Genomic DNA, 24,160 nt, shown 5'->3' on the forward strand with positions numbered 1-24,160 from the left:
GATACCGATGACGCGGCGACCGGGCCTTGATCGGCCCGGCCGCCATTCCGTCACCGCTTGGCGATGAAGCCGACCACGGCCGCGGTCACGGCCGCCCCGATCAGCCCCTTCTTGGCACTGCGGCTGCGCAGCAGCGGCGCCAGCACCATGGCACGGGAGGCGGTATCACCCACCTGCCGCAGCGCATCGTCCCGCACCCGCTGCGCCTCGACCTGGATCGGATCCTCCGCATGCCGCGCGGCCAGCCAGCCCAGCACCGCGGCGATCACCAGATCGACGCCGGCGACGATCAATGCCGCCGAGGTGCCGCTGCGCCCGTCCGCCAGCCAGATCAGCGCCGCGACATGCAGCATCACCAGCAGCATCAGCCCGAAGACGGCTGCCGCAGCGCCGAGCGCCGCCTGGATGGCGACGCCGCGGCCGGTCCGCCGCCATCGCAGCGACTCGGCCTGCGCCGCAAGGCGCAGGAGGCTGAACAGGCGCATCGGTACTTAGTGCCGATCGCGCGGATAGACGTAGGTGTTGCCACCCATCAGCCGGCCGATCAGGTAGCCGCCGACGGCCGCGATCGCGACCGCCATCAGCGGCTTCTCGCGCACCGTGTCGGACAGCGCATCGGCGCGATCCTCGACCGCCTCGCGGGCGCGGGTCGCGTAGTCCTGCACCTGGTCGGCAGCGCCGGCCAGGGCCGGGGTGACGCGCTCCTGCATCAGGCGCTCCACCTGGGCGCGCAGCTTCGCCAGCTCTTCCTGCGCATCCGTCGTGACCCGGTCGGCCGAGGCGGCGGCCTGCTCCTTGAGGCGGCGGGCGTCGTTGGACATGTCGTTGGCTGCAGACATCGTATCGCTCCTTGCGAGGTGGAAACTTGCCGCAGCAACGCGGCCTGCCGGCCATGGGTTCCGCCTTCGCGTTGACACCGGCGTCCTGCCCGGCGATGCCTCCGCCATCGGGAGAGCGACTGATGGATGCACCGCTGTTGCGCTTCGAGGGGGTGCGGAAATCCGCTGCCGGGTTGCAGGATGTCAGCTTCGATCTCGCACGGGGCGAAACCCTGGCGTTGCTGGCACCGGCCGGCGCCGGCAAGTCGATGCTGCTCCGCCTGCTGGCCGGCACCGAGCGGCCCGATGCCGGGCGGATGCTGCTCGCCGGGCGCGACCTCGCCCCGCTCGCCGCGCCGCGCCGCGGCCTCTCGGCCTTCGAACCCGGCATGCCGCCGCGCCGTACCCTGCAGGAGGCGGTCGGCCAGCCCCTGCCGGGCTTCGACATCGCCGCCCGCGACAGGCCGGCGCGCATCGCCCGCGCGCTCACCGCCCTCGGGCTCGACGGGCTGGAGGGCCGTCGCGCCGACCAGCTCGGCCCGCTGCCCCAGCTTCGCGCCGCCTTCGCCCGCGCGCTCGCCCCGGAGCAGCCGATCCTGCTGCTCGACGACCCCTTCGCCGGCCTCGATCCCGCCCCGCGCCGGGCGCTTGCCTTCGAGCTGCGCCGGCTGTTCCGCGCCCGCGGCCTCACCGTGCTGCTGGCGACGCGCGAAGGGGAGGAGGCGATGGCGCTCGCCGACCGCATCGCCGTGCTGGAGGAGGGCAGCATCGCCCAATGCGCCGCGCCACGCGCCCTCTACGAGGAACCCGCCACCGCCTTCATCGCCGGCCTGCTCGGCGAGAACAACCGGCTGCCCGGCACGGTGGAATGGCGGGAGGAGAGCGAATGCGGCATCCGCCTCGATTGCGGCCCGCTGGTGGAGGCGCGCGTCGCCGATGCCGGCGGGCCGGGCAGCCGCTGCATCGTCGCCATCCGCCCCGACCGCGTCGCCGTCGCCGCCCTGCCGGCGGAGGAGATGGGCGAGGGGGCGCTGCCGGCCGCGCTGCGCGACACCGTCTTCCTCGGCGACCATGTCCGCCTGCTGCTCGAATTAGGGGAGGGCGGCATGCTGGTCGCCCGCCGCCCGCCCGGCAGCCGCATGCCCGTCCCCGGCGGCCCGGCCTCCGTCGCCTGGGACCCCTACGCGGCCTTTGCCTACCGGGCATTGCGGTGATGCCGCCTTGGTTCGCCCGCAGGGAGCCCCATCTGCCCCCCGCAACAATGAGGAGAGCGCCCATGTCCGCACTGCTGAGCCGCCGCACCGCCCTGTTCGGTACCGCCGCCCTGGCGAGCGTCTTCGCCGCCCCCCGCGCCTGGTCCCAGGCGGCGCCGGCCGCCTCCGGCCCCTTCACCCTGCCGCCGCTGCCCTATGCGCCCAATGCCAATGAGCCGCATATCGACGCCCAGACCATGGAGATCCACCATGGCCGGCACCACGCCGCCTATGTCGCCAACCTCAACGCGGCGGTGAAGGACCACGGCCAGATCGCCGCCATGCCGATCGAGCAGATCCTGGCGAAGCTCGGCGAGATGCCCGAGGGCATCCGCACCGCGCTCCGCAACAATGGCGGCGGCCATGTCAACCACACGATGTTCTGGGGCGTGATGGGCGGGAAGGGCGGTGCCCCATCGGGCGACCTCGCCGCCGCCATCACCCGCGACCTCGGCGGGCTCGACAAGCTGCGGGCGGATTTCAACGGTGCCGGCGCCCGCGTCTTCGGCTCGGGCTGGGTCTTCGTCACCGTGGATGGCGGCGGCAAGCTGGCGCTGGCCAGCCGGCCCAACCAGGATACGCCGCTGATGGATGGCGGCCGCGTCCTCCTCGGCAACGATGTCTGGGAGCACGCCTACTACCTGAAGTACCAGAACCGCCGCCCGGCCTATCTCGAAGCCTGGTGGAATGTCGTCGACTGGGAGAAGGTCGCCGCCCGCTACGCCGCCGCCAAGGCCGGTACGCTGACGATCTAGCCGGGAACCGGGTGAGGGGGAGGGCGGTTGACCCCGCACTCCCCCAACAACCCCCGAGGTCCCCCCCATGCCGCAGCTCCGGCTGAAGCCGCTCAACCAGCAGACCATCGTCATCACCGGCGCCAGCTCCGGCATCGGCCTCGCCACCGCCCGCGCCGCCGCCCAGGCCGGTGCCCGCGTCTTCCTCATCGCCCGCAACGGCGAGGCGATGGAGCAGATCGTCCAGGATCTCCGCAACCGCGGCGCCCGCGCTGACTATGCCGTCGCCGATGTCGGCAAGCTCGAGGAGCTGGAGGCCGCGGCCCGCAAGGTCGAGAGCGTCTTCGGCGGCTTCGACTCCTGGGTGAACGATGCCGGCACCTCGATCTATGGCGAGATCGAGAAGGTGCCGCTGGCCGACCACCACCGCCTGTTCGAGACGAATTACTGGGGCGTCGTCCATGGCAGCACCATCGCCGCCCGCGCCCTGCGCCAGCGCGGCGGCGGCGCCATCGTCAATATCGGCAGCGTGCTGTCGGACCGGGCGATGATGCTGCAGGGCCCCTATTCCGCCACCAAGCATGCCGTCCGCGCCTTCACCGACGCGCTGCGGATGGAGCTGGAGCGGAGCGGCGCGCCGATCAGCGTCACCCTCATCAAGCCCTCGGGCATCGAGACCGGCTTCCAGGACCATGCCCGCAACTACCTCGACAGCCCCGGCGTCCGCGTCCCGCCCCCCGCCTATGAGCCGGCCCTCGTCGCCCGCGCCATCCTGCATGCCTGCGCGCACCGCAAGCGGGAGATCGTGGTGGGCTTCGGCGGCCATGCCATCGCGCTGATGGGCGCGCTCTTCCCCCGCGCCACCGACCTGGTGATGGAGGCGATCGGCTACCCCGCCCAGGTCACCGACAAGCGCCCGAAGGCGAGCCGCGCCGACAACCTCTACCAGCCCCGCGAGGACGGCACCGAGAAGAGCCTGACCCGCCCCGTCGCCCCGGTGCGGAAGACCAGCCTCTTCCTTGAGGCCCAGCTCCACCCGGTGATGACGGCGGCGGCGCTGGCCGGCATCGGTGCCCTGGTGCTCGGCGCCACCGCCGCGCGGCGGATGGGTGGCGGCCGCGTCCTCATCCCCGGCCAGCGTCCGATGCGTCGCCTGGCGCGCGAGGCCCAGCGCCGCGTCGGCGGCTTCTTCTGATGCCGCATCCGGCCCTGGTGCCCGGCGCCGTGGCGGTGGTCACCGGCGGCGCCGCCGGCATCGGCCTCGCCGCGGCGACGCGCTTCGCCCAGGCCGGCCTCCGCATCGTCCTCGCCGATCTCGGCGAGGACCGCCTGGGCGCGGCGGCGGAGGCCATCGTGGCCGCCGCCCCCGGCGCCGAGGTGATGACGCACCAGGCGGATGTCGGGGACCCGGACCAGGTCGCCGCGCTGGAGGCCGCGGTGCGCGCCCGCTTCGGCGGGACGGATGTGCTGATGAACAATGCCGGCATCCAGCCCGGCAGCACCATCCTCGGACCGGCGGAGAACTGGGAGCGCATCCTGCGCACCAATCTCTGGGGGATCATCCATGGCAGCCAGGTCTTCGTCCCCGGCATGATCGCGCGTGGCCGCCCCGGCCTCGTCATCAATACCGGCTCGAAGCAGGGCATCACCACGCCGCCCGGCGACCCGGCCTACAATGTCGCCAAATCCGGCGTCCGCGCCTTCACCGAGGCGCTGCAGCACGAGCTGCGCAACACGCCGGGCTGCCGGATCGGCGCCCATCTGCTGATCCCCGGCTTCGTCTTCACCGGCCTCACCGCCAAGGGCCGCGCGGAGAAGCCCGCCGCCGCCTGGACGCCGGAGCAGACGGTGGATTTCATGCTGGAGCGGCTGGAGGCCGGCGACTTCTACATCCTCTGCCCCGACAACGACGTGCCGCGGGCCCTGGACGAGCGCCGCATCCTCTGGTCGGCGGGCGATATCGTCGAGAACCGCCCGCCCTTGTCACGCTGGCACCCGGACTATGCCGAGGCCTTCGCCGCCTTCGTCAGGGGCGGCTGACTCAGAAGAAGAGCCCCTTCTTCAGCATGCCATGCACGCCCTTCTCGCCGTTGACCGTCTGCGTCACATGGAAATCGACGGCGAGCGAGCAGAGCTGGTAGGCGTCCGCTGACGAGAGGTTGGTGCGCGAGACGATGAAGGCGATCATCTCGCGCAGCGCCTGCTTCATGGCGAGGTCGAGATCCTCGTGCATGCCCATGCTTATGTAGTGCGTCGGCGTCTCGGCGCGCGGGAAGCGCAGCACCGGGTCCTTCGCCCCGCCGCCCTTCTCGAGGTTGAGGCGGAAATGCCCGGTCAGGCAGATCTCGAGCGCATTGATGCAGACCTCGCCATCGCCCTGCACGCCATGCCCGTCGCCGGCCGAGAAGTTGGCGCCGGGGGTGAAGACCGGGAGGAACAGCGTCGCTCCCGCGCCGATTTCCTTGTTGTCGAGGTTGCCACCATGCGCCCGCGGCTCCTTGGTGGAGATGGTGCCCCATTCCTCCGGCCCCGCGACGCCCATCACCCCGAAGAAGGGCGAGAGCGGGATGGTGACGCCGGGGCCGACCGGCACGCGGCAGGTCATCGCCTCGCGGTCGACCGGGATGTGGAGCACCCGCTTGTAGGGGAAGTCCTCCGGCAAGGTCCCCGCCAGCGGCCGGAAGGCGCAGAAGCCCCAGTCGCAGCCGAGGTCGATCCGCTCGATATCGACGCGGAGGCAATCCCCCGGCTCGGCGCCCCGCACCGCGACCGGGCCGGTGAGGATATGCGGGCCATGGCGTGGCGGCGCCGCGGCATGGATCGCCGCCAGGCGCGGCGGGATGGCGAGGCCGCTGCCCGCCGGCGGCATCACGTCGGGGGCGCCCGAGACGCATTCGAGGATGACGAGGTCGCCCGGATCGACGGTCTTCACCGGCGGGAAGGCCGCGTCGAACCCGCCCCAGCGGATAGTCTCGAGCGTCGGTTCGATGTGATGGGTCGCAGGCAAGCCGGAATCCTCCCATGGAGCGTGATCGCCGAAGGCTGGAACGGCCGGAGGCGTGAATCACACGACAGAATGGCGCCCATGGTGCAGGGACAGAGGCGCAACGCAAGGGTCGCGCCTGAGGGAGCATCGCCGCGCCGCTCAACGTACTGCCGCCCGGAACACCTCCCGCAGCCGCCGCTGGTCGGCCGGGCAGACCTCGCCCAGGCGCTCGTATTCCGCCTGGCTGTCGATCCGTGCATGGGCCTGCTCGCGCGCGTCGCGCATCGCGGCCAGCGCCGGCTCGATGGCGTGCCGCAACCCCTCCTGCAGCCCGGCCATGGCCTCGTCGAGCGTCGCCCCGCGCCCCTCGGCCCGCACCGCCCAGCCCGTTGCCGCGGCCCGCGCCTGCGCCGCCGCGGCCCGCAGCGTGCGCCGGTTCACCGCCACATGCCGCCGCTCATGGGCCAGCACCTCGCGCCAGAGGCAGCCACCGCGGGGGATCTCGCCGGCGATCCGCACCAGGTGCTCGTTCTGCACCAGGGCGAGGGCAACCCGTGCCGGCCGGGCGCAGACCCCGCCCGTGCCGCTGCGGTAGCGGGTGTCGATCTCGCTCCTCCATTCGACGCGGGAGGTGGTGAGCGCCAGGTGGTGCAGCAGCGGGCTGCGCGGCAGCCCCGTCTCGCCATGCAGCGCGTCGATGCCGAGCGCCCGGCTGATCACCGGCTCCGGGTCCGTCACCGTCATGCGGATCTCGGGCGCGCCGGCGGGGCAGGGCGGCACCTCCTCCGCCCGCGCCGCCCCCGCCGCGACGGCGAGGAGCGCCGCCGCCAACCGGACGCGGCCAGGAATCAGAGCCATCCCTTCCGCTTGAAGTAGAGGATCGGCAGCACCGCCGAGACTATCATCACCACCAGCGCCATCGGGTAGCCGAACTTCCAGGTGAGCTCCGGCATCACCTGGAAGTTCATGCCGTAGATGCTGGCGATCAGCGTCGGCGGCATCAGCGCCACCGAGGCCACGGTGAAGGTCTTGATGATGGCGTTCTGCTCGACATTGATGATGCCGAGCACCGCGTCGAGCAGGAAGTTTGCCTTGCTGTTCAGGAAATTCGCATGCTCGACGAGCGATCGCACGTCGCGCACCAGCGTCTTGATCAGCGGCTGGTTCTCGCGCCGCACCGCCGTCGCCTTCTCGGCGGTGAGGAAGGTGAGGATGCGCGACAGGCCGAGCAGCGTCTCGCTCGCCCGCGTCGTCACCTCGCCCACCTGGCCGAGGGTGATGAGCGCGTCCTTCAGGTCGGCATCCTTGGTGGTCGCCTTGACCTTGGCCTTGGCGGTGCGGAAGGCGGCCTGGCTCGCACGGTCCATCTCGGCCGCGATGCGCTCGAGGATGTCGGCCAGCCGGTCCACCACCTGCTCGAACAGGTGCAGCATCACCCCGTCCGGCGTCGTCAGCAGCTGCACCGGCGTGCGCTGGCAGCGGGCGGAAAAGACCGCGAAGGCCTTCGGCGTCGCGTAGCGCACCGTCACCAGCGCCGAGTTGCCGAGGACGAAGGTGATGGCGGTCGAGCCAAGCTCGCCGCCCTCCACGCCGTAGAGGAAGGGCGCGGTGAGGAAGAGCGCATCCTCCTCGCGGTAGAGGCGGGAGGAGCTTTCGATCTCCTGCATCTCCTCCCGCGTCGGGATCTCGAGGCGCAGCGCGGCCTGGACCTGCCGCTCCTCCTCCTGGGTCGGGGTCAGCAGGTCGATCCAGACGGCGCGGCCCAATGTCTCGGTGGCCTGCGCCCCCTCGCGCACGACGAGCTGGCCGGCCTCGACGGAATAGGTGGTCAGCATGATGGGTCCCCCGGCCGGTCGGGCCTCGGGCTTCTAGCCGCGACGGCGCCGCAAGTCACGGGGGGGCGGGTCACTGGCCCACCCCTTGCTCACCACCCGGTGATCCAGGGGGTGCGCCATGTTCAGACGCGGATTGCGGATTTTCGGGGCAATGCTCTGCATGGCCCTTGGGCAGGCAGCCCGGCCGGCCCAGGCGGAGGCCTGGCCCACCCGCCCGGTCCGCATCGTCGTCGTCTTCCCGCCCGGCGGCTCCTCCGACATCGCCGCCCGCGTGCTGGCCGAGGCCCTGGCGCCAAGGCTCGGCCAGCGGGTGCTGGTGGACAACCGCCCCGGCGCCGGCGGCACGCTGGCCGCCGCCCATGTCGCCCAGCAGCCTCCCGACGGCACGACGGTGATGCTCAGCAACACCGCCCCGATCGTCACCTCGCCGCCGCTCTACGCGCGCCCGGGCTATGACCCGCTGAGCTCCTTCACCCATATCGCCTATATCGGCGCGACGCCGATGGTGGTCGTCACCAACCTCCAGGTGCCGGCCCAGGACCTGAAGGGGCTGATGGCCTGGATGCGCGCCCAGCCCCAGCCCGCTACCTTCGGCACCTCGGGCGCCGGCTCGGTCGGGCATGTCGTCGGTACGATGTTCAGCCAGCAGACCGGCATCCCGCTGAACCATGCGCCCTATCGCGGCTCGCAGCCCATGCAGGCCGACCTGCTCGGCGGCTCCATCCTGCTCTCCTTCGACACGCTGCCGGAGAATGTGGAGAACATCCGCGCCGGGCGCCTCCGCGCCTATGCGGTGACGGCGCCCGCCCGCGCGCCGAGCGTCCCCGAGGTTCCGACCACCGGCGAGGCGGGGCTGCCCGACCTGCTCGCCCAGAACTGGCTCGGCCTCTCCGGCCCCGCCAACCTGCCGCCCGAGGTGACCCGGCGCCTGCACGGCGAGGTCTCCGCCCTGTTGCAGACCGCCGCCATCCAGGAGAGGCTGGCAACCGTCGGCATCATCACCGGCGTGAAGACGCAGCCCGAATTCGCCGGCTTCGTCGCCGGGCAGGTGAACACCATCGGTGCCGCCGTCCGGGCCATGGGGATCAGGAATGACTGACGAGGAGGCGCTGCGCCGCGCCATCGCCCTCTCCGCCGAGGCCGCCGCCACCCCCGGCTGCGAGCCCTTCGGCGCCGTGGTGGTGCGCGACGGGCAGGTGGTGGGGGAGGGGTTCAACCGCTCCCGCAGCCGGCTCGACCCGACCTCGCATGGGGAGACCGAGGCGATCCGCGATGCCTGCGCCCGGCTCGGCACGCTCGACCTCGGGGGCTGCACCGTCTTCACCTCCTGCGAGCCCTGCGCCCTCTGCGTCGCCGCGATGCAGATCACCGGCATCGCGCGGGTGGTCTATGCCGCCTCCCTCGCCGATAGCGGCCGCATCCTGGCCGGCGTACCGAAGGAGCGGCGCCGCGGCGGCGACGTGGCCGCGCTCCGCCGCGAGGCCGGCGCCCCGATCGGCGCGGGCCGCATCCCCGCCCGCCAGGCCCTGGTGGCGGAGGCGGTGGCGCTACTGGAGACATGGGCGAAGGGGTAGGCTTCCCGGCCACCGGAGGACGCGTCATGCCACCCAGCCTCGACTTCGTCGCGGCGGCCGAATTCGATGTCGCCGCGCCCATCATCCTCGGCCCCGGCCCGCAGGGGGAGCGCCGCGTCGTCCCGATCCTCGGCGGCCGCGTCGCCGGGCCGCGCCTCGCCGGCGAGGTGCTGCCGGGCGGCACCGACCACCAGCTCATCCGCCCCGACGGCGTGACGGAGATCGTTGCCCGCTACACCATCCGCCTCGCCGACGGCGCCCTGGTGCATGTGGTGAACAGCGGTCTCCGCCACGCCGCGCCGGAGGACATGGCCCGCCTCCTCCGGGGCGAGCCCGTCCCGCCCGAGCGCGTCTATTTCCGCACGGTGCCGGTCTTCGAGACCGCCGCGCCCGCCCATGCCTGGCTGCACCGCGGCATCTTCCTCGGCTATGGCGAGCGCCGGCCGGCCGCCGTCCGCATCCGCATCTACGCCGCCTGACCTACTCGATCGCGCGGAACCCCGTCTCCCGCACCACCTGCGCCCAGCGCGCCGTCTCCGCCCGGATCAGCGCGGCGAATTCGCGCCCTCCCGCGGGGGAGGGGCGGAAGCCCGCCTCCTGCAGCCGCATCCGCAGCGCGGGCGCGGCCATCGCCCGCAGCACCGCCGCCTCGATCTCCGCCACCATCGGCGCCGGCACCGCGGCCGGCGCGACCAGCCCGAACCAGGCGCTGACCGAGAGCGCCGGCCGGCCCAGCTCCGCCATGGTCGGCACGCCGGGCAGCAGCGGCGAGCGCTCCGGCCCGGTCATCGCCAGCGCCCTCATCCGCCCGGCCTGCACATGGGGCGCCACCACGGCGATGCTGCCGAACATGCCCTGCACATTGCCGTTGAGCAGCGCCGACACCGCATCCGCCGTGGCGCGGAAATGCACCGGCTCCACCGTCAGCCCGGCCGCGGCGCCCAGCATGGCGGCGGCGAAATGCCCCGGGCTGCCCGCGCCGAAGGTGCCCATGTAGAGCGCCGGCTGCCGCCGCCCCCAGTCGAGATAGGCGTCGAGGTCGGTGCCCGGCAGGCCGGGCGGCACGACGAGGGCGAAGTCCACCGAGGCCAGCGCCGCCACCGCCGTGAAGTCCCGGGCCGGGTCATAGGGCAGCCGCGCATAGGTGCTCGGCGCCATGGCGAGCTGCCCGACCTCGCCGAGCAGCACGGTGCCGCCATCCGCCGGCGAGGCCTTCGCCACCTCCTGCGCCGCGATCAGCCCGCCCGCGCCGGGGCGGTTGTCGACGAGGATGCCGGCCGGCCAGCCCTCCCGCATGCCCTCCGCCAGCAACCGCCCGAGCAGGTCCGGCCCCGCCCCCGCCGGGAAGCCGAGCAGGATGCGGAGCGGCCGGTCCGCCGGGGCCGCGGCCAGGGGGAACGGGGCGGCGAAGGGCAGCAGGGCCGCGCCGGCCAGCGCGGCGCGCCGCCGGATCGGGCGGGTGGTCATGGGACGGGCTCCCCCAGCGCTGGCGCGGTTTCCGTTCGCACTGGCTCACGGACCCCGCCCTGGCTTGTTGTTTCAACGGGCAAGTACCTCCGACCAGAGGATTCCATCCGATCGGAGCTTGCTCCAGGCGCCTTGTTACGTTGCCGGGCGAGCCAAGCCAAGGCCGTGCCGGGGGCAACCGATCAGCCGAAGGTGCCGAGCAGGTCCTCGACCTGCGCCTCGGTCAGCAGCCGGGCCGGCTGGCCGCGCAGCAGCAGGGCGAGCTTCGCCGCCTCCTCCAGCTCCTCCGCCGCATAGACCGCATCGTCGAGCGACTTTCCGCTCACCACCGGCCCATGATTGGCCAGCAGCACCGCCCGCGCATCGCGGGCCGCCGCGGCGATCGCCGGCTCCATCGCCGCGTCACCCGGCCGGTAGTAGGGGATGACCGGCAGCACCCGCCCGATACGCATGACGAAATAGGGCGTCAGCGGCGGGATCGGCGCCGGCTCGCCGGGCGTGGCGAGGCAGGCGATGGCCGTCGCATGGGTCGAGTGCAGATGCACCACCGCCTCCGCCTCCGGCCGCGCCTCGAGGAAGGCGCGGTGCATGAACACCTCCTTCGAGGGCTTGTCGCCCGAGACATGCCGGTACTCGCGGTCGAGCTTGCTGATCCGCGCCGGGTCGAGCCGGCCGAGGCAGGAATTGGTCGGCGTCATCAGGAAGCCGTCCGGCAGCCGGACGCTGATATTGCCCGCCGAGCCCACCGAGAAGCCACGCCCGAAGAGCAGCCGCCCATGCGCCGCGATCGCATCGCGGAGGTCGTCCTCGCTCATTGGCCGAATGCCTTCAGGAAGAAGTCGCGCGCACCGAAATTCCCCGATTTCAGCGCGAGATGCAGCCCGGGGACCTCCGCATAGGTCCAGGGCACGCCCGGGTCGATCTCCGCCCCGATGCGGAGGCTCCGCACGCCGAGCCGCGAGACAACGGCGCCCGAGGTCTCGCCACCGGCCACCACCAGCCGCCCGACGCCACGGGCCACCAGCGCCTCGGCGATGCCGGCCAGGGTGTCCTCAACCAGCGCCCCGGCCTTGTCGCGCCCGAGCCGCGCCTGCAGGGCCGCAACCCGCTCCGGCGGCGCCGAGGCCGCGATCACCACCGGTGCCTCGCCCAGCTTGTCCGCCGCCCAATCGAGCGCCTGGCGCTGCAGCGCCGCCACATCCGGCGTCGCCAGCACGTCGAGCTCCAGCGTATGGGCATGGTCCCGCGCATAGCCGATCTGCCCGAGCGTCGCCCGCGAGCAGGAGCCGGCCAGCACCGCCGCATAGCCCTGCGCCGGCGGCAGCTCGCTCGCCGCCGCCCCGCGCTCCGGCAGCAGGCCGGCGGCGCGGAAATTCCCCGGCAGCCCCATCGCCACGCCGGAGCCGCCGGTGATCAGCGCATGCTTGGCCGCCGCCTCGCCGATGGCGAGCAGATGCGCATCCGTCACCGCATCGACGATGGCGTAGCGCCGCCCGCCCTCCTTCAGCCCGGTCATCGCCCGGCGGATCGCCGCCGCGCCCTGCTCCACCACGGCGAAGGGCACCAGCCCCACCGTGCCATCCGTCTGCCGCGAGAGCACCCGCACCAGGTTGGCATCCCGCATCGGCGTCAGCGGGTGGTTCTCCATCCCGCTCTCGTTCAGCAGCGCGCCGCCGACGAAGAGATGCCCCTGGTAGATCGTCCGCCCATTGGTCGGGAAGGCGGGGTTGGCGAGGGCAAAGCCGCAATCGAGGCGCCGCACCAGCGCATCCGCCACCGGGCCGATATTGCCCTCGTCGGTGCTGTCGAAGGTCGAGCAGTACTTGAAGAAGATCTGCCGTGCGCCCGCCGCCAGCAGCGCCTCGCAGGCGGCGAGGCTCTCCGCCACCGCCTCCCGCACCGGCGCCGTGCGCGACTTCAGCGCGACGATCACCGCATCCGCCTCGGGCAGCGGGCCGGTTGGTACGCCGATCACCTGCACGGCGGTCATCCCGCCCTTGACCAGCGTGTTGGCGAGGTCGGTGGCGCCGGTGAAATCATCGGCGATGCAGCCGAGAAGCGGCATGGGTATCCTCCCTGGAGCAAATTCATGTTTGCCCGCGACAACAAAGGCTGGAGCGGCTTCACCCGTGGTCCGGCACGGGACGGGCCGCCTAGATCGCGGTGCCGTCTTTCCGCCGGTAATGGAACCGGCCGGCCTCGTCGGCCTCGCCCACCAGATCATCCTCCGGGTAGGTCACCCGGTCGAGCGGCGTGCGGTCACCGACCTCGAGCACAAGCACATCCCCGGCCGTCCGGTTCACCAGCCGGTGCGCATCGCCCGTGCCGGCCGGGAAGCCGGCGCACATCCCGGGCTCGAGCTGGGTCTCCCCCGCATCCGTCACCAGGATGGGCCTGCCTTCCAGGACATAGATGAACTCGTCCTGAAGGCTATGGGCATGCCGCATGGAGGAGGCGGCGCCGGGCGCCAGCCGCGTCAGGTTCACCCCGAAATTCCGCAGGCCGAACACATCGCCGAGCGGCTGCTTCTCCCGCCCCTCCAGCCTGGCGGCCAGGTCCGGCGGGAAGCCGGTTGGCCGCGGCCGCACCGGCGCCTCCGCGGCGATGATGGCGACGGGCCGCTCCGCCATGGCCGTCACCCCTTGCCCTGCGGCAACGCCAGCAGGTCCCGGTGCCCGATCCGCGCCGAGAGCCGCCGCTCCGCCACCTGGTCGAGCCGCGCCTCCAGCCAGGCCTCGATCCGCCGGTCGCCGCGCCGGTCCTGCCGCCGCGCCGCCTCGGCATGGCCCAGGACCAACTCGGTGAGGAACCGCCCGGCCGCCTCGCCCATCCCCGGCATCGGCGCCGGGCCGCGCCCGCGCACCTCCCAGTCGCTCGGCGCGCCCTCCACCGCGAAGCCGCGCGCCGCGAAGACCTCCGCCAGCACCGCCGGCGCCCGGGCCCCGAGCGCCGCGCCGCCGAACCCCTTGTCCCGCCCCTGGTCGCGCCGGAACCCGTCCGCCACCACCCGGTCGGCCGGGTGCGGCGGGGCGAAGCGGTCCCGCCCGGTCACGCAGAGGGCGGCGTAGAAGGGCACGCGCAGCGCCCCGGCCAGCCGCTCCGCCCAGGCGCGGGAGACGAGGTCGCAGAGCGCCGAGCTCACCACCGCATCCGCATTGGCGAGCGGCAGGCCGCGCGGTGCCTCGGCGAGGTCGGCGACCAGCGATTCCACCCGCCAGGCCCCGCCCGGCGCATGCACCAGCAGCGTCCGCTTGTTGGGGAAGGAGATGGTCCAGCCCACCGCCTCGGCCCGGTCGGCGATGGTGTCGAAGGCCGCCTCCAGCAAAACCCGGTCGGCATCGACCAGGGTCCAGGCCTGCGCCCGCCCGAGCCGGGGCGCCAGGAAGCGCAGCAGGCTGCCCGTGCCGGCGCCGAGGTCGATGAAGCGGGGCCGCGCCGGCAGCCGGGCCAGCAGCCGGTCGGCCAGCGCCGCGCTGCGCGCCATGGCATCGAAGGGCTCGCGCAGGTCGAGCCAGTCGGGGTCGAACTCCTCGCTCATGCCGCGCGCTCCAGCTCGGCAAGGAAGGCGGCCGCCCGGTCGTCCCAGCGCGGCAGGCGCTGCCCGGCCACCCAGGCCGCCTCGGCCATCCGCGCCCGCAGCTCGGTGTCGAACAGCACGCGCCGCAGCGCCTTGCCGAGCGAGACCACGTCGCCCGGCGGCGAGACGCTGCCCGCCTCCAGCGGCACCAGCTCGCCGAGCGCCCCGCCCGCCGTCACCGAGACCGGCAGGCCATGCGCCAGCGCCTCGGCCGCCGCCATGCCATAGCCCTCCCAGTGCGAGGCCAGGGCAAAGGCATCCGCCCCGTCATACAGCGCCGCCAGCGCCGGCCCCTCGACCTCGCCGGCGAAATCCACCCGCTGGGCGAGGCCCAGCTCCTCCGCCAGCGCCTGCAGCCCGGCGGCATGGACGGCATCCCGCGCCGCGCCGACGATGGTCAGCCGCCAGTCCACATCCGGGATGCCGGCCAGCGCCCGCAGCAGCACGTCATGCCCCTTGCGCGGGATGAGAGTGCCGACCGAGAGCAGCACGACGCCGGGCCCGCCCGAGCCGCGCGCCCGCGGCGCCGGGTCCGTCCCCGGCTCCACCACGCCGATCCGCCCGGGCGCCACGCCGAAATCCCGCGCCAGCCGTGCCGCGGTGAGGCGGGAGGTCGCCACCAGCCGCGCAAGCCGGGGGAAGAGCGAGGCCTCGACCGCCCGCAGCGCCTCGCGCTGCGCCGTCTCGCCCTCGAGGGCGGTCGGGTGATGGATCAGCGCCACGGCCCGCCGCGCCACCAGCGCATCGGCCAGCGGCGCGAAGGCCGGCAGGCCGAGCCCGTCGATGACGATCCGCGCCCCGGCCGGCAGCCCGGCCAGCGCCCGCCGCGCCGCGCCCTCCGCCGCCTGGTCGGGCAGGGGATGCCGCCCGTCCAGCTCCACCACCAGGACCTCCTGGCCGAGGCTCCGCAGCCCCTCGACCAGCCGCCGGTCGTAGTTATAGCCCCCCGAGACGGTGCCGAAGGGGCCCGGCACGAGCAGGGCGATCGGCGCCGCGCTCATGCAGTGGGGCCTTCCCCGATGGGGCCCTCATAGGCCGCCCAGGCATTCGGGCTCTCGCGCAGCAGCACCTTGAGGCCCGTGACATTCTCCGCCTGCGGCCCGAGCCGTCCCGCCTTCAGCGCCGCCACCAGCAGCCCGTGGATGTGGTGGCAGAGGAATTCCGTCGTGGTGTTCAACCCGGCGAAGGCTGGCTCCGCATCCAGGTTGCGGTAGTCGAGCCCATCCAGCGCGCGGCGCAATTCGACCTTGGCGAGGCCGATATCGACCAGCAGGTGCAGCGCATCCAGCCGCTCGGCGCGGAACTCCGCCTCGACCGCGAAGGTCGCGCCATGCAGCCGCTGCGCCGGGCCGAATTCCGCGCCGCGGAAGCTATGGGCGACCATGATGTGGTCGCAGACGGTCAGGCTGAACATGCTTGGTCACTCACCATAGAAGATCGTGGGGCAGGGCCAGATGACCTGCCCCTCCAGCAGCCCCGGCAGGGCGGCCGGCAATTCGGTGAAACGCACGGGCGGCGCCAGCAGCGCATCGAAGCGTGCATCATCGAGCAGGGCGAGGGCCAGGGCCAGCCGCTCCGCATGGCTCCGCCGCCCGCGCATCGCCGGCGCCACCTGGCCGACCTGGCTCGACAGCAGCGAGAGCCGCCGCGCATGGAAGGCCTCGCCGAGCGGCAGGCTCACCGGCCTGTCGCCATACCAGCTCGCCTCCAGGATGCGGCCCTCGAGGCCGGCGCGGCCGAGCGCCAGGCGCAGCCCCTCCGGGTCGGCGCTGGCATGCACCACCAGCTCGAACCCTTCCGGCACCTCGCCCGGCGATGCGAAGCGCGCCCCCATCGCCGCGGCGAGCCCCGCCCGCCCGGCATCGACATCGCAGAGCAGGGGCTCGACGCCCGGCAGCCGCGCCAGCAGCGCCGCCACCAGCAGCCCGACCACGCCCGCGCCGATGACGAGCACCCGCTCGCCGAGCAGCGGCCGCGCATCCCAGAGGATGTTGAGCGCCGTCTCCATATTGGCCGCCAGCACCGCCCGCAGGTCCGGCACCGCATCGGGGATGGGGATGCACATCGCCGCCGGCGCCAGGAAGCGGTCCTGATGCGGATGCAGGCAGAAGACCCGCCGGCCCTGCAACGCCGCCGGCCCCGCCTCGACGAGGCCAACGGCGGCATAGCCGTATTTGACGGGGAAGGGGAACGCGCCGCCCATCAGCGGCGCCCGCATCGCCGCCCACTGGCTCCTCGGCACCCGGCCCTGCAGCACCAGCCGCTCCGTCCCGCGCGAGAGGGCGCTCGCCAGCATCCGCACCAGCGCCTGGTCGGGCGCGCGCGGCGGCAGCGCCTCCTCCCGCAACTCCGCCACGCCCGGTGCAACACACCACAGGGCCCTGGCCGTCATGGGGCCGGCTCCTGGCACACCCGCGGCCGCACCCTGTCGAGCGCGATGTCGAACAGCACATCCGGCGCCAGGTCATGCACCGTCCAGCGGAAGCGCAGCCCATCGGCAATGCGCCCCGCCTCGGGCAGGGTGAAGGCCGGGATGCCGGAGCCGAGCAGCACCGGCGCCACCGTCACATGCAGGCGGTCGAGGCAGCCCGCCGCCAGGAACCGGCTGACCGTCACGCCGCCACCCTCGACGAAGATGCGCCACAGGCCGCGCGCCGAGAGCGCCGCCAGCATGCCGGGGATGTCGAGCCCGCCGCCCTCGGGCGCGCGCCGCACCCGCACCACCTCGGCCTCGCCCAGCCGCTCGCCGCCCGGCGCATCCTCGGCCACCACCAGCAGCGTCGGCGGCCCCTCGCGGAACACCCGGTAGCCGGCGGACAGCCGCCGCTCCGGGTCGAGGACCACCCGCACCGGGTCGGGCCCTGTGCAGTCCCGCGTCGTCAGCCGCGGGTCGTCATGGCGCACCGTCCCGGCGCCGACCACCACGGCATGGCAGAGCGCGCGCAGCCGGTGCGTGTGCAGGATATCGCCCTCGCCGCCGATCCATTGCGAGGAGCCGGAGGCGGTGGCGATCCGCCCGTCGAGGGTCTGCGCCAGCCGCCCGACGACGAGGCAGCCATCCGCCGCGCGGGGCGGGGCGAGCAGAGGGCCGAACAGGGCGCCGAGCGGCCCGGCGCCGGGCGGGCAGGGGCCACCCTCGCGCAGGGCCAGCACCCCGTCCCAGTCCAGAATCGGCGACATCCCGTCCATAGGCGCCGGACCATGCCGGAACCCGGCCCGCAGCGCCAGCGCAACGAGGGCGCTAACCCGTTCTTAGCCCTTGTCGATCAAAATGGATCACGCAGCCAAGGAGATGAGACGATGCACAATCCCTTCCGCAAACCCCAGGGTTTGAACACCCGGATCGCAGCGCTGGATCCGCTTCGCACCAGCGTCATGGTCGCCGACCAGAACCGCATGATCGTCTACATGAACCATTCCGCCATGGCCATGGTGCGGGAGGCGGAGGAGGACCTGCGCAAGCAGCTGCAGAATTTCCGGGCCGATGCGTTGATCGGCAGTGCGATCGACGCCTTCCACCCGGATCCATCCCAGCAGCGCCGCAGGCTCGAGACGATGCGCGCCCCGCATGAGGAGACGATCCGCCTCGGCGACCGCGTGCTCGACCTCCGCACCACGCCGTTGTTCGAGGGCAAGGCGCGGATCGGCTTCGTCGTCGAATGGGCCGATGCGCGGGATCGTCTGGCCGGCCTCGATCATGCCGCCCAGATGATGGCGGTGAGCCGCTCCCAGGCCGTCATCGAGTTCAACCCGGATGGCACGATCCTCGACGCCAACGACAACTTCCTCAAGGCGATGGGCTATACGCTGGAGGAGGTGCGCGGGCGCCATCACACCATCTTCGTCGAGCCGGCCCTTCGCGACAGCCCCGACTACGCCCGCTTCTGGGAGGCGCTGCAGCGCGGCGAATACCAGGCCGCGCAGTTCCGCCGCCTCGGCAAGGGTGGCCGCGAGGTCTGGATCGACGGCGCCTACAACCCGATCCTCGACACCAAGGGCAAGGTCACCAAGGTGGTGAAATTCGCCACCGACATCACCGCGCAGATCCACCTCCTCGCCAATCTGAAGCTGCTCATCGACCGCAACTTCGCCGAGATCGACCGGGCGATCGAGCGCTCCACCACCGGCGCCGAGACCGCCGCCGTCGCCGCTGGCCATACCGCCGAGGATGTGCAGAGCGCGGCCGGCGGCATCGAGCAGCTCGCCGCCTCGATCGGCGAGATCAGCGAGAGCATGGCCCGCTCCCGCAACGCGACCGAATGCGCCTCGGAGCAGACGACGACCCTGGCCCGCACGACCGACAGCCTGGCCCAGGGCGCCCAGGCGATGGGCGGCATCGTCGGGCTGATCCGCAACATCGCCAGCCAGATCAACCTCCTCGCCCTCAACGCGACGATCGAGGCGGCGCGTGCCGGCGAGGCCGGGAAGGGCTTCGCCGTCGTCGCCTCCGAGGTCAAGAACCTCGCCGTCCAGGCCGCCAAGGCGACGGAGCAGATCTCGACCGAGATCGACGGCATCCAGGCCACCTCCACCAACGTCGCCGGCGCGCTCGAGGCGATCCGCGACGCGGTCTCCACCGTGCTCGACAGCGTCACCCTGACCGCCGCCGCCGTCGAGGAACAGAACGCCGTCACCCGCAGCCTGGCCGAGGCCATGCGGAACGCCTCGGGCACAGTCTCCACCGTCTCCACCAACATCGGCGGCATCGCCGACGCGGTGCGCGAGGCAGGGGAGGCGGTGCACAAGACGCGGGAGGCCGCCCAGGTGCTGGTGCGCTGAGCCTATTGCGGCTCGACGCCGAGCGCGCGCAGGATCCGCCCGTAGTTGGCGTATTCCTCCCGGATCATCCGCGTCAGCGCGGCACGGGGCAGGAAGCGCGCCGGGCTCGCCGTATTCGCCAGCACACGCAGCACCGCGGGCTGGTCGAGCGCCGCCCGGCAGGCCGCCTCCAGCCGGTCGAGCACCGGTGCGGGCGTGCCGCGCGGCGCATAGATGCCCACCTGCGAGAATTGCAGCGCATCGATACCCTGCTCGCGCGCGGTCGGCACATCCGGGAAGGCCGGATGCCGGTTCTCGGAGAAGACCGCCAGCATCCGCATCCGCCCGGCCTTCACCAGCTCCGCCACCGAGCTGACGATGGCCGCGGAGAAGTCGAGCCGGCCTGCCAGCGTGTCGTTCACATGCGGCGCCTCGCCCCGGTAGGGGACGTGGTTCATCTCCACCCCCGTCGCCCGCTGCACCCGCCAGACCGCCAGCTGCGGCAGCGAATTCGGACCCGGGCTGCCGAAGGTCAGCGGCCGCCGCCGCGCCGCCTCGACCAGGCCGGGCAGGTCGCGCACCGGGCTGTCCGCCCGCACCGCGACGGTGATGACATTCTCATTGGTGCCGCAGACACCCTCGAAACTGTCCGGGCCGATCCCCGCGTCGCGCAGCAGATGCGGCTGGACGACGATCGCCGTCATCGGCGTATGGCCGAGGGTGTAGCCATCCGGCGCGCTCCCGGCGACGGCCCGCATCCCGACGACGCCCGAGGCGCCATCGCGTGTCGCGGGCACCAGCGGCTGGCCCAGCATCGCCTGGATATGCTCGCCCATGGCGCGGATCAGCACATCCGCCGCGCCGGGCGAATAGGGCATCACCATGGTGATCGGCCGTTCGGGGTATTCCGCCCGCGCCGGGCCGAGCGAGGCAAGCAGCAGGCTCAGGACGAGCAGGGACCGCATCGGCGTCACGCCTCCCAGGATGGCGCCGGCCGCGACGGGACGTCGCACCGGTCTTGCGGCCATCCTGTCCGCTGGCGCCGGCGAGGCCAAGGGGGCCTCAGCCCTCCTCCAGCACCTGCCGCAGCTTCCGCCCCAGCTGGTCGAGGGTGAAGGGCTTGGTCAGCAACGCCATCCCCGCATCCAGCACGCCGTTATGCAGGATGGCGTTCGGCGCATAGCCGGTGGTGTAGAGCACGGGCAGGCCCGGCCGCAGCATCCGCGCCCGCTCCGCCACCACCCGCCCGTTCATCCCCGGCATCACCACATCGGTGAAGAGCAGCCGCAGCCCCTCGGCCGATTCCAGCAGGGCAAGCGCCTCCGGCCCATCCGCCGCCTCCTGCACCGCATAGCCGAGCTCCCGCAGCATCCCGGCATGCACCCGGCGCACCGCGGGGTCGTCCTCCACCAGCAGCACCAGCTCGCGCTGGCCCCGCGGCGGCGGCTCGGCCCGGTCCGCCGGCGGGGGCGGGCTGGCCTCCTCGCCACGGTGCCGCGGCAGATACGCCTTCACCGTCGTGCCATGGGTCGGCTCGGAATAGATCCGCACATGCCCCTGCGACTGCTTGATGAAGCCATGCACCTGGCTGAGCCCAAGCCCTGTCCCGCGCCCTTCGCCCTTAGTGGTGAAGAAGGGGTCGAAGGCCCGTGCGGCCACCTCGGGCGTCATGCCGCAGCCGGTATCGGTCACCGCGATCATCACATATTGCCCGGCCAGCAGATCCGGCTCCTCCGCCGCATAGGCATCGTCGAGCCAGGCATTCTGCGTCTCGATGGTCAGCCGCCCGCCCTCCGGCATTGCGTCCCGCGCATTGATGACGAGGTTCAGCAGGGCATTCTCGAGCTGGCCCGGATCGACGCGGCAGCGCCACAGGTCATCGGCCAGGGCGCATCGCAGCCCGATCGTCTCGCCGAGCGTCCGCCGCAGCAGGTGCTCCAGCCCGGCGACCAGCGCATTCGCATCGACGACGGCCGGTGCCAGCGGCTGGTTGCGGGAGAAGGCCAGCAGCTTGTGGGTCAGCGTCGCGGTCCGCCGCGCGCCCTCCATCGCGGCGTCGAGATGCCGCTCGATATCGGTGCGGCCCTGCGCCAGCCGGCGCCGCATCGCATCGAGGCTGCCGATGACGATCGCCAGCATGTTGTTGAAGTCATGCGCGATACCGCCGGTGAGCTGGCCGACCGCTTCCAGCTTCTGCAGATGGCGGAGCTGCGCCTCGCTGCCGTCGCGGCGCTCCATCTCGGCCCGCAACTCGGCATTCAGCAGCGTCAGCTCCCGCATGCGCTCGGCGACCGTCTGCTCCAGCCGGGCATTGGCGGCGGCGAGTGCGCGGCTCGTCTCGCCAAGGCGGATGCCGCTCCGCATCGCCAGGTCGGCCAGCCCCACCAGCCCGCCGCCCACCGCCACGAAGGAGCCAAGGCCCATCCAGGCGGAGACGGAGCCGAGGGTGAAGCTGCCGACGGGCTCGATCAGGAAGTAACAGACCGCGAGGGAGGAGAGCAGAACTGCCAGGACACCCGGCACCAGCCCGCCAAGGCAGGCGGCGGCCAGCACGCCAGGGATGAAGCTGATGAAGGGAAAGCCCTGGAACCACTCGCCGAGCGCCAGCCGCAACCCGAGCCCGAGCGCGGTCCCGGCCACCGCCACGGCATGGCCGACCCAGCGCCGCCGCCGGGCTGCTTCCCCCAGAGCATAGAGGTTGGCCACGCTTCCGCCCCCGGTCCGAGCCGGTGGGTCCGGCCTCGGTGCTTGACCGCGATAATATCAGCATCCCAGTGACGGGGCGGTACAGCGCCGTGATCGGTCACAACAAGATGACCCCGGCACCCGCGGGGAGGGTCAGCCCGGCCTCCGTGCCGTGAGGGTTAGAGCCGCACGCCCTCCGTCTGGAAATGCTCGGTCGCGCTGCGCTGCACTTCCGTGTCGAGGATGGTGGCGGCGGCAATGGCCAGCGCGGCGGCGGCGATGACGCCGGCGAGGAAGGCTTTCATGGGAGATCTCCCGAAATGGTTCTGCTCGCGGTTCCTATGGGTCCGGCCAGGCCGGAAGACAAGAGCCGCTCCGCCTCGGCCAGATCGTCCGGAGCATTGGCATTGAAGAATGGATCGAAGGGCTCGGCCGGCCATTCCGCGCTGGCGCAGCCGAAGCGCGCGGTCCAGCGGTCGATCTTCCGCTCCCCGGCCAGCAGCGCCGCCCGGAGCTCGCCCCGCAGCGCAACCGGCCAAAGCGCGACGGGCGGGTGCGTCCAGCCGCCCGAGGCGGCGCAGGCCATCGGCACCCCCGCCGCCGCCCGCGCCGCCCGCAGCCGCGCGAGAAGGTCCGCCGGAAGGAAGGGGCAGTCGCCCGGCACCGAGAGCACATCCGCGATCTCGGGCCGCATCGCCGCCGCCCAGTCGAGCCCGGCCAGGATGCCCGCCAGCGGCCCCGGATGGTCCGGCACCGGGTCCGCCACCACCGGCAGCCCATAGCCGGCGAAGCGCCCCGCATCGCCATTGGCATTGAGGATGACACCGGCCACCTGCGGCCCGACGCGCGCCAGCACATGGTTCAGCAGGGGCTGCCCGCCGAGCATCCGCAGTGGCTTGTCGCCGCCGCCCATCCGCCGCGCCAGCCCGCCGGCCAGCACCACCGCGAGCACGCTAGTCATCCCGGCCATTCTTCCGCCAGTGCTTCGCGCTCTCCTCCTCGACATAGGCGAGGTCGGCATCGAAGACGATCCGCTCCTCGCCCGAGAGCGCGGTGAAGCGCCGCCCCTTGCAGCGCCCGATGAGCATCACCCCCGCCTCCCGCGCCAGCTCGACGCCCCAGGCGGTGAAGCCGCTGCGCGAGACGAGGATGGGGATGCCCATGCGCACCGTCTTGATGACCATCTCCGAGGTCAGCCGGCCGGTGGTGTAGAAGATCTTGTCGCCCGGCTCGCAGCCCGCGCGGAACATCCAGCCGGCAATCTTGTCCACCGCATTGTGCCGGCCGACATCCTCCATATAGACCAGCGGCCGGTCCTGTTCGCAGAGCGCGCAGCCATGGATCGCGCCGGCTTCGAGATACAGCGTCGGCAGCGTGTTGATGCGGTGCAGCAGCCGGTACAGCCAGGAGGTGCGCAGCTCCGCCGGCGGCAGCCGCCGCGCGGCGAAATCCTCGAGCAGGTCGCCGAAGGCGGTGCCCTGCGCGCAGCCGCTGGTCAGCGTCTTCTTCTTCAGCTTCTCCTCGTAGTCCGTGCGCCGCTCCGTCCGCACCACGACGACGCCGAGATCCTCGTCATACTCGACGCCCTGCACGGCATCGTCGCGCCGCAGCATCCCCTGGTTCAGCAGGTAGCCGAGCGCCAGCTCCTCCGGCCGGTCGAGGATCGTCATCATGGTGACGATCTCCTGGCCGTTCAGGTAGAGCGTCAGCGGCCGTTCCACCGTGACGCTCGCCTCGACACGCGCGCCGGTCTGGTCGAGGCCCGAGACGCGGCGGGTCAGCCGCGGATCGGTGGGGTCGGGCTGGACGAGAAGCGGCGGTTCCATGCGCCGGAAGGTGAGGGCCCCTGGCCCCCGGCGCAACCCGCCCCCGATGTCACACGTTGCCCGGGCCGAAGGAGATGCCGATGCCCAGCTACGAATTCCCCGCCGAAGCCGGATTGTCCGCCCAGGGCGCCGAGCCGGAGGCGATCGCCGCCCATCTCGACCGGCTCGGCCTGACCCATAGCGGCGTCCGCATCACCCGCCGCGGCGAAGCGGTGACGCTCGAAGGCCAGGTCGCGGATGGCGAGGCGGCGGAGCTTCTCGTGCTTGCCGCCGGCAACCTCCAGGGCGTGTCACGCGTCGAGGACAAGCTGGTGCCGGCCCGCACGCCCGGCCTGCTCGACAGCCTCGGCGCCTTCGCCCGGCTGCCGGCCGGCGCCGCCAGCACCGAGGCGGCCGAGACCGCCATCCACCACGCCCAGGTCGAGACCGGCACGCGCTTCGGCCCCGGCCGCAGCCTGTTCCACACCATGCAGCCGGGCGAGACCCTGGCGACACTCGCCGCCCGCCATCTCGGCGGCGACGAGCGGCGCCTGCTGGAGGCCAATGCACCGGTCCTCGGCGGGGCCATGCCGGGGCTGGGCATGGTGATCCGCATCCCGCCCGCCTGAAGCCTGGCGTTCCCCCGGCCCGCTCCATGCCCTACATAC

Annotated in this window: 28 protein-coding genes; 9 read left to right on the plus strand and 19 right to left on the minus strand. The window is 72.7% G+C overall.

The features are described from left to right. Positions 1-50 precede the first annotated feature (50 nt). Entirely contained in the window at positions 51-485 is a 435-nt protein-coding gene (locus BLR02_RS00640) for a phage holin family protein (protein ID WP_090560468.1), read from the minus strand. 6 nt (positions 486-491) lie between these two features. Continuing rightward, the gene (locus BLR02_RS00645; RefSeq protein ID WP_090560469.1) at positions 492-839 is read right to left on the minus strand and encodes a DUF883 family protein; all 348 of its coding nucleotides are present in this window, start codon (positions 837-839) and stop codon (positions 492-494) included. 122 nt (positions 840-961) lie between these two features. On the opposite strand from BLR02_RS00645, the gene BLR02_RS00650 reads away from it, so the two are divergent. The 4 genes from BLR02_RS00650 to BLR02_RS00665 all read left to right on the plus strand — a co-directional run bounded on the left by BLR02_RS00650 (position 962) and on the right by BLR02_RS00665 (position 4,845). Further along, complete coding sequence (locus BLR02_RS00650) at positions 962-2,032, plus strand: ABC transporter ATP-binding protein (RefSeq protein WP_176849311.1); 1,071 nt, start codon at positions 962-964, stop codon at positions 2,030-2,032. 62 nt (positions 2,033-2,094) lie between these two features. Beyond that, positions 2,095-2,826 carry a superoxide dismutase gene (locus tag BLR02_RS00655; protein ID WP_090659517.1) on the plus strand — a complete coding sequence of 244 codons (732 nt, stop codon included), beginning with the start codon at positions 2,095-2,097 and terminating at the stop codon, positions 2,824-2,826. 67 nt (positions 2,827-2,893) lie between these two features. After that, positions 2,894-4,000, plus strand: a complete 1,107-nt coding sequence (locus BLR02_RS00660) for an SDR family oxidoreductase (protein ID WP_090560472.1) — start codon at positions 2,894-2,896, stop codon at positions 3,998-4,000. Beyond that, positions 4,000-4,845 carry an SDR family NAD(P)-dependent oxidoreductase gene (locus tag BLR02_RS00665; protein WP_090659520.1) on the plus strand — a complete coding sequence of 282 codons (846 nt, stop codon included), beginning with the start codon at positions 4,000-4,002 and terminating at the stop codon, positions 4,843-4,845. The genes BLR02_RS00660 and BLR02_RS00665 overlap by 1 nt, the downstream gene beginning before the upstream one ends. A gap of 1 nt (position 4,846) precedes the next feature. Here the strand turns inward: BLR02_RS00665 and BLR02_RS00670 are convergent, their stop codons facing one another. The 3 genes from BLR02_RS00670 to corA form a co-directional block, all read right to left on the minus strand. Beyond that, positions 4,847-5,812 (minus strand): acetamidase/formamidase family protein, encoded by a 966-nt coding sequence (locus BLR02_RS00670; protein ID WP_090659523.1) that lies wholly within the window; start codon positions 5,810-5,812, stop codon positions 4,847-4,849. 138 nt (positions 5,813-5,950) lie between these two features. Continuing rightward, complete coding sequence (locus BLR02_RS00675) at positions 5,951-6,649, minus strand: hypothetical protein (protein WP_143018003.1); 699 nt, start codon at positions 6,647-6,649, stop codon at positions 5,951-5,953. Next, the gene (gene corA, locus BLR02_RS00680; RefSeq protein ID WP_090560476.1) at positions 6,640-7,626 is read right to left on the minus strand and encodes a magnesium/cobalt transporter CorA; all 987 of its coding nucleotides are present in this window, start codon (positions 7,624-7,626) and stop codon (positions 6,640-6,642) included. Before corA ends, BLR02_RS00675 begins: the two co-directional genes overlap by 10 nt. A 160-nt stretch (positions 7,627-7,786) precedes the next feature. Between corA and BLR02_RS00685 the strand changes: the two genes are divergently transcribed. The 3 genes from BLR02_RS00685 to BLR02_RS00695 are packed head-to-tail and all read left to right on the plus strand — an operon-like array spanning position 7,787 to position 9,679. Then, positions 7,787-8,725, plus strand: coding sequence for a Bug family tripartite tricarboxylate transporter substrate binding protein (locus BLR02_RS00685; RefSeq protein ID WP_176849312.1), 939 nt, complete (start codon positions 7,787-7,789; stop codon positions 8,723-8,725). Next, positions 8,718-9,200, plus strand: coding sequence for a nucleoside deaminase (locus tag BLR02_RS00690; RefSeq protein WP_090659531.1), 483 nt, complete (start codon positions 8,718-8,720; stop codon positions 9,198-9,200). Before BLR02_RS00685 ends, BLR02_RS00690 begins: the two co-directional genes overlap by 8 nt. A 26-nt stretch (positions 9,201-9,226) precedes the next feature. Beyond that, a complete protein-coding gene (locus tag BLR02_RS00695; protein WP_245704566.1) occupies positions 9,227-9,679 on the plus strand; it encodes a DUF3237 domain-containing protein in 453 nt (150 codons plus the stop codon). A 1-nt stretch (position 9,680) separates the two neighbouring features. On the opposite strand, the gene BLR02_RS00700 is transcribed toward BLR02_RS00695, so the two are convergent. The 9 genes from BLR02_RS00700 to BLR02_RS00740 form a co-directional block, all read right to left on the minus strand. Then, positions 9,681-10,667, minus strand: a complete 987-nt coding sequence (locus BLR02_RS00700) for a Bug family tripartite tricarboxylate transporter substrate binding protein (RefSeq protein WP_090659533.1) — start codon at positions 10,665-10,667, stop codon at positions 9,681-9,683. Positions 10,668-10,849: 182 nt separating this feature from the next. Then, the gene (gene otnC / locus BLR02_RS00705; RefSeq protein ID WP_090560481.1) at positions 10,850-11,482 is read right to left on the minus strand and encodes a 3-oxo-tetronate 4-phosphate decarboxylase; all 633 of its coding nucleotides are present in this window, start codon (positions 11,480-11,482) and stop codon (positions 10,850-10,852) included. Then, on the minus strand, positions 11,479-12,732 hold the full coding sequence (otnK, locus tag BLR02_RS00710; protein ID WP_090659536.1) for a 3-oxo-tetronate kinase: 1,254 nt from the start codon (positions 12,730-12,732) through the stop codon (positions 11,479-11,481). Before otnK ends, otnC begins: the two co-directional genes overlap by 4 nt. Before the next feature lie 88 nt (positions 12,733-12,820). Then, positions 12,821-13,297 carry a cupin domain-containing protein gene (locus BLR02_RS00715; protein ID WP_090659539.1) on the minus strand — a complete coding sequence of 159 codons (477 nt, stop codon included), beginning with the start codon at positions 13,295-13,297 and terminating at the stop codon, positions 12,821-12,823. Between the two features lie 5 nt (positions 13,298-13,302). Further along, complete coding sequence (locus BLR02_RS00720) at positions 13,303-14,205, minus strand: class I SAM-dependent methyltransferase (protein WP_090659542.1); 903 nt, start codon at positions 14,203-14,205, stop codon at positions 13,303-13,305. Further along, positions 14,202-15,245 carry a glycosyltransferase family 4 protein gene (locus BLR02_RS00725; RefSeq protein WP_090659545.1) on the minus strand — a complete coding sequence of 348 codons (1,044 nt, stop codon included), beginning with the start codon at positions 15,243-15,245 and terminating at the stop codon, positions 14,202-14,204. Before BLR02_RS00725 ends, BLR02_RS00720 begins: the two co-directional genes overlap by 4 nt. Beyond that, positions 15,242-15,658, minus strand: a complete 417-nt coding sequence (locus BLR02_RS00730; protein WP_090659548.1) for a 6-pyruvoyl trahydropterin synthase family protein — start codon at positions 15,656-15,658, stop codon at positions 15,242-15,244. Before BLR02_RS00730 ends, BLR02_RS00725 begins: the two co-directional genes overlap by 4 nt. A 6-nt stretch (positions 15,659-15,664) precedes the next feature. Continuing rightward, positions 15,665-16,636: an MDR/zinc-dependent alcohol dehydrogenase-like family protein gene (locus BLR02_RS00735; protein WP_090560487.1), complete on the minus strand. Its 972-nt coding sequence runs from the start codon at positions 16,634-16,636 to the stop codon at positions 15,665-15,667. After that, positions 16,633-17,424, minus strand: coding sequence for a RibD family protein (locus tag BLR02_RS00740; RefSeq protein ID WP_090661461.1), 792 nt, complete (start codon positions 17,422-17,424; stop codon positions 16,633-16,635). The genes BLR02_RS00735 and BLR02_RS00740 overlap by 4 nt, the downstream gene beginning before the upstream one ends. Before the next feature lie 120 nt (positions 17,425-17,544). Between BLR02_RS00740 and BLR02_RS00745 the strand changes: the two genes are divergently transcribed. Beyond that, positions 17,545-19,023, plus strand: coding sequence for a methyl-accepting chemotaxis protein (locus tag BLR02_RS00745; RefSeq protein ID WP_090560488.1), 1,479 nt, complete (start codon positions 17,545-17,547; stop codon positions 19,021-19,023). 2 nt (positions 19,024-19,025) lie between these two features. Here the strand turns inward: BLR02_RS00745 and BLR02_RS00750 are convergent, their stop codons facing one another. The 5 genes from BLR02_RS00750 to fdhD form a co-directional block, all read right to left on the minus strand. Next, positions 19,026-20,015, minus strand: a complete 990-nt coding sequence (locus tag BLR02_RS00750; RefSeq protein ID WP_176849313.1) for a Bug family tripartite tricarboxylate transporter substrate binding protein — start codon at positions 20,013-20,015, stop codon at positions 19,026-19,028. A gap of 49 nt (positions 20,016-20,064) precedes the next feature. Beyond that, positions 20,065-21,708, minus strand: coding sequence for an ATP-binding protein (locus tag BLR02_RS00755; protein ID WP_090659554.1), 1,644 nt, complete (start codon positions 21,706-21,708; stop codon positions 20,065-20,067). A 158-nt stretch (positions 21,709-21,866) separates the two neighbouring features. Beyond that, the gene (locus tag BLR02_RS30765) at positions 21,867-21,992 is read right to left on the minus strand and encodes a hypothetical protein (RefSeq protein WP_256336709.1); all 126 of its coding nucleotides are present in this window, start codon (positions 21,990-21,992) and stop codon (positions 21,867-21,869) included. Next, positions 21,989-22,648, minus strand: coding sequence for a molybdenum cofactor guanylyltransferase MobA (gene mobA, locus BLR02_RS00760; RefSeq protein ID WP_218127300.1), 660 nt, complete (start codon positions 22,646-22,648; stop codon positions 21,989-21,991). Before mobA ends, BLR02_RS30765 begins: the two co-directional genes overlap by 4 nt. Continuing rightward, entirely contained in the window at positions 22,641-23,513 is an 873-nt protein-coding gene (gene fdhD / locus BLR02_RS00765; protein WP_090560492.1) for a formate dehydrogenase accessory sulfurtransferase FdhD, read from the minus strand. The genes mobA and fdhD overlap by 8 nt, the downstream gene beginning before the upstream one ends. An 80-nt stretch (positions 23,514-23,593) precedes the next feature. Between fdhD and BLR02_RS00770 the strand changes: the two genes are divergently transcribed. Next, on the plus strand, positions 23,594-24,121 hold the full coding sequence (locus BLR02_RS00770) for a BON domain-containing protein (protein ID WP_090659557.1): 528 nt from the start codon (positions 23,594-23,596) through the stop codon (positions 24,119-24,121). The last annotated feature ends 39 nt before the right edge of the window (positions 24,122-24,160 follow it).

Source organism: Belnapia rosea (assembly GCF_900101615.1).
GTDB classification, from domain to species: Bacteria; Pseudomonadota; Alphaproteobacteria; order Acetobacterales; family Acetobacteraceae; genus Belnapia; species Belnapia rosea.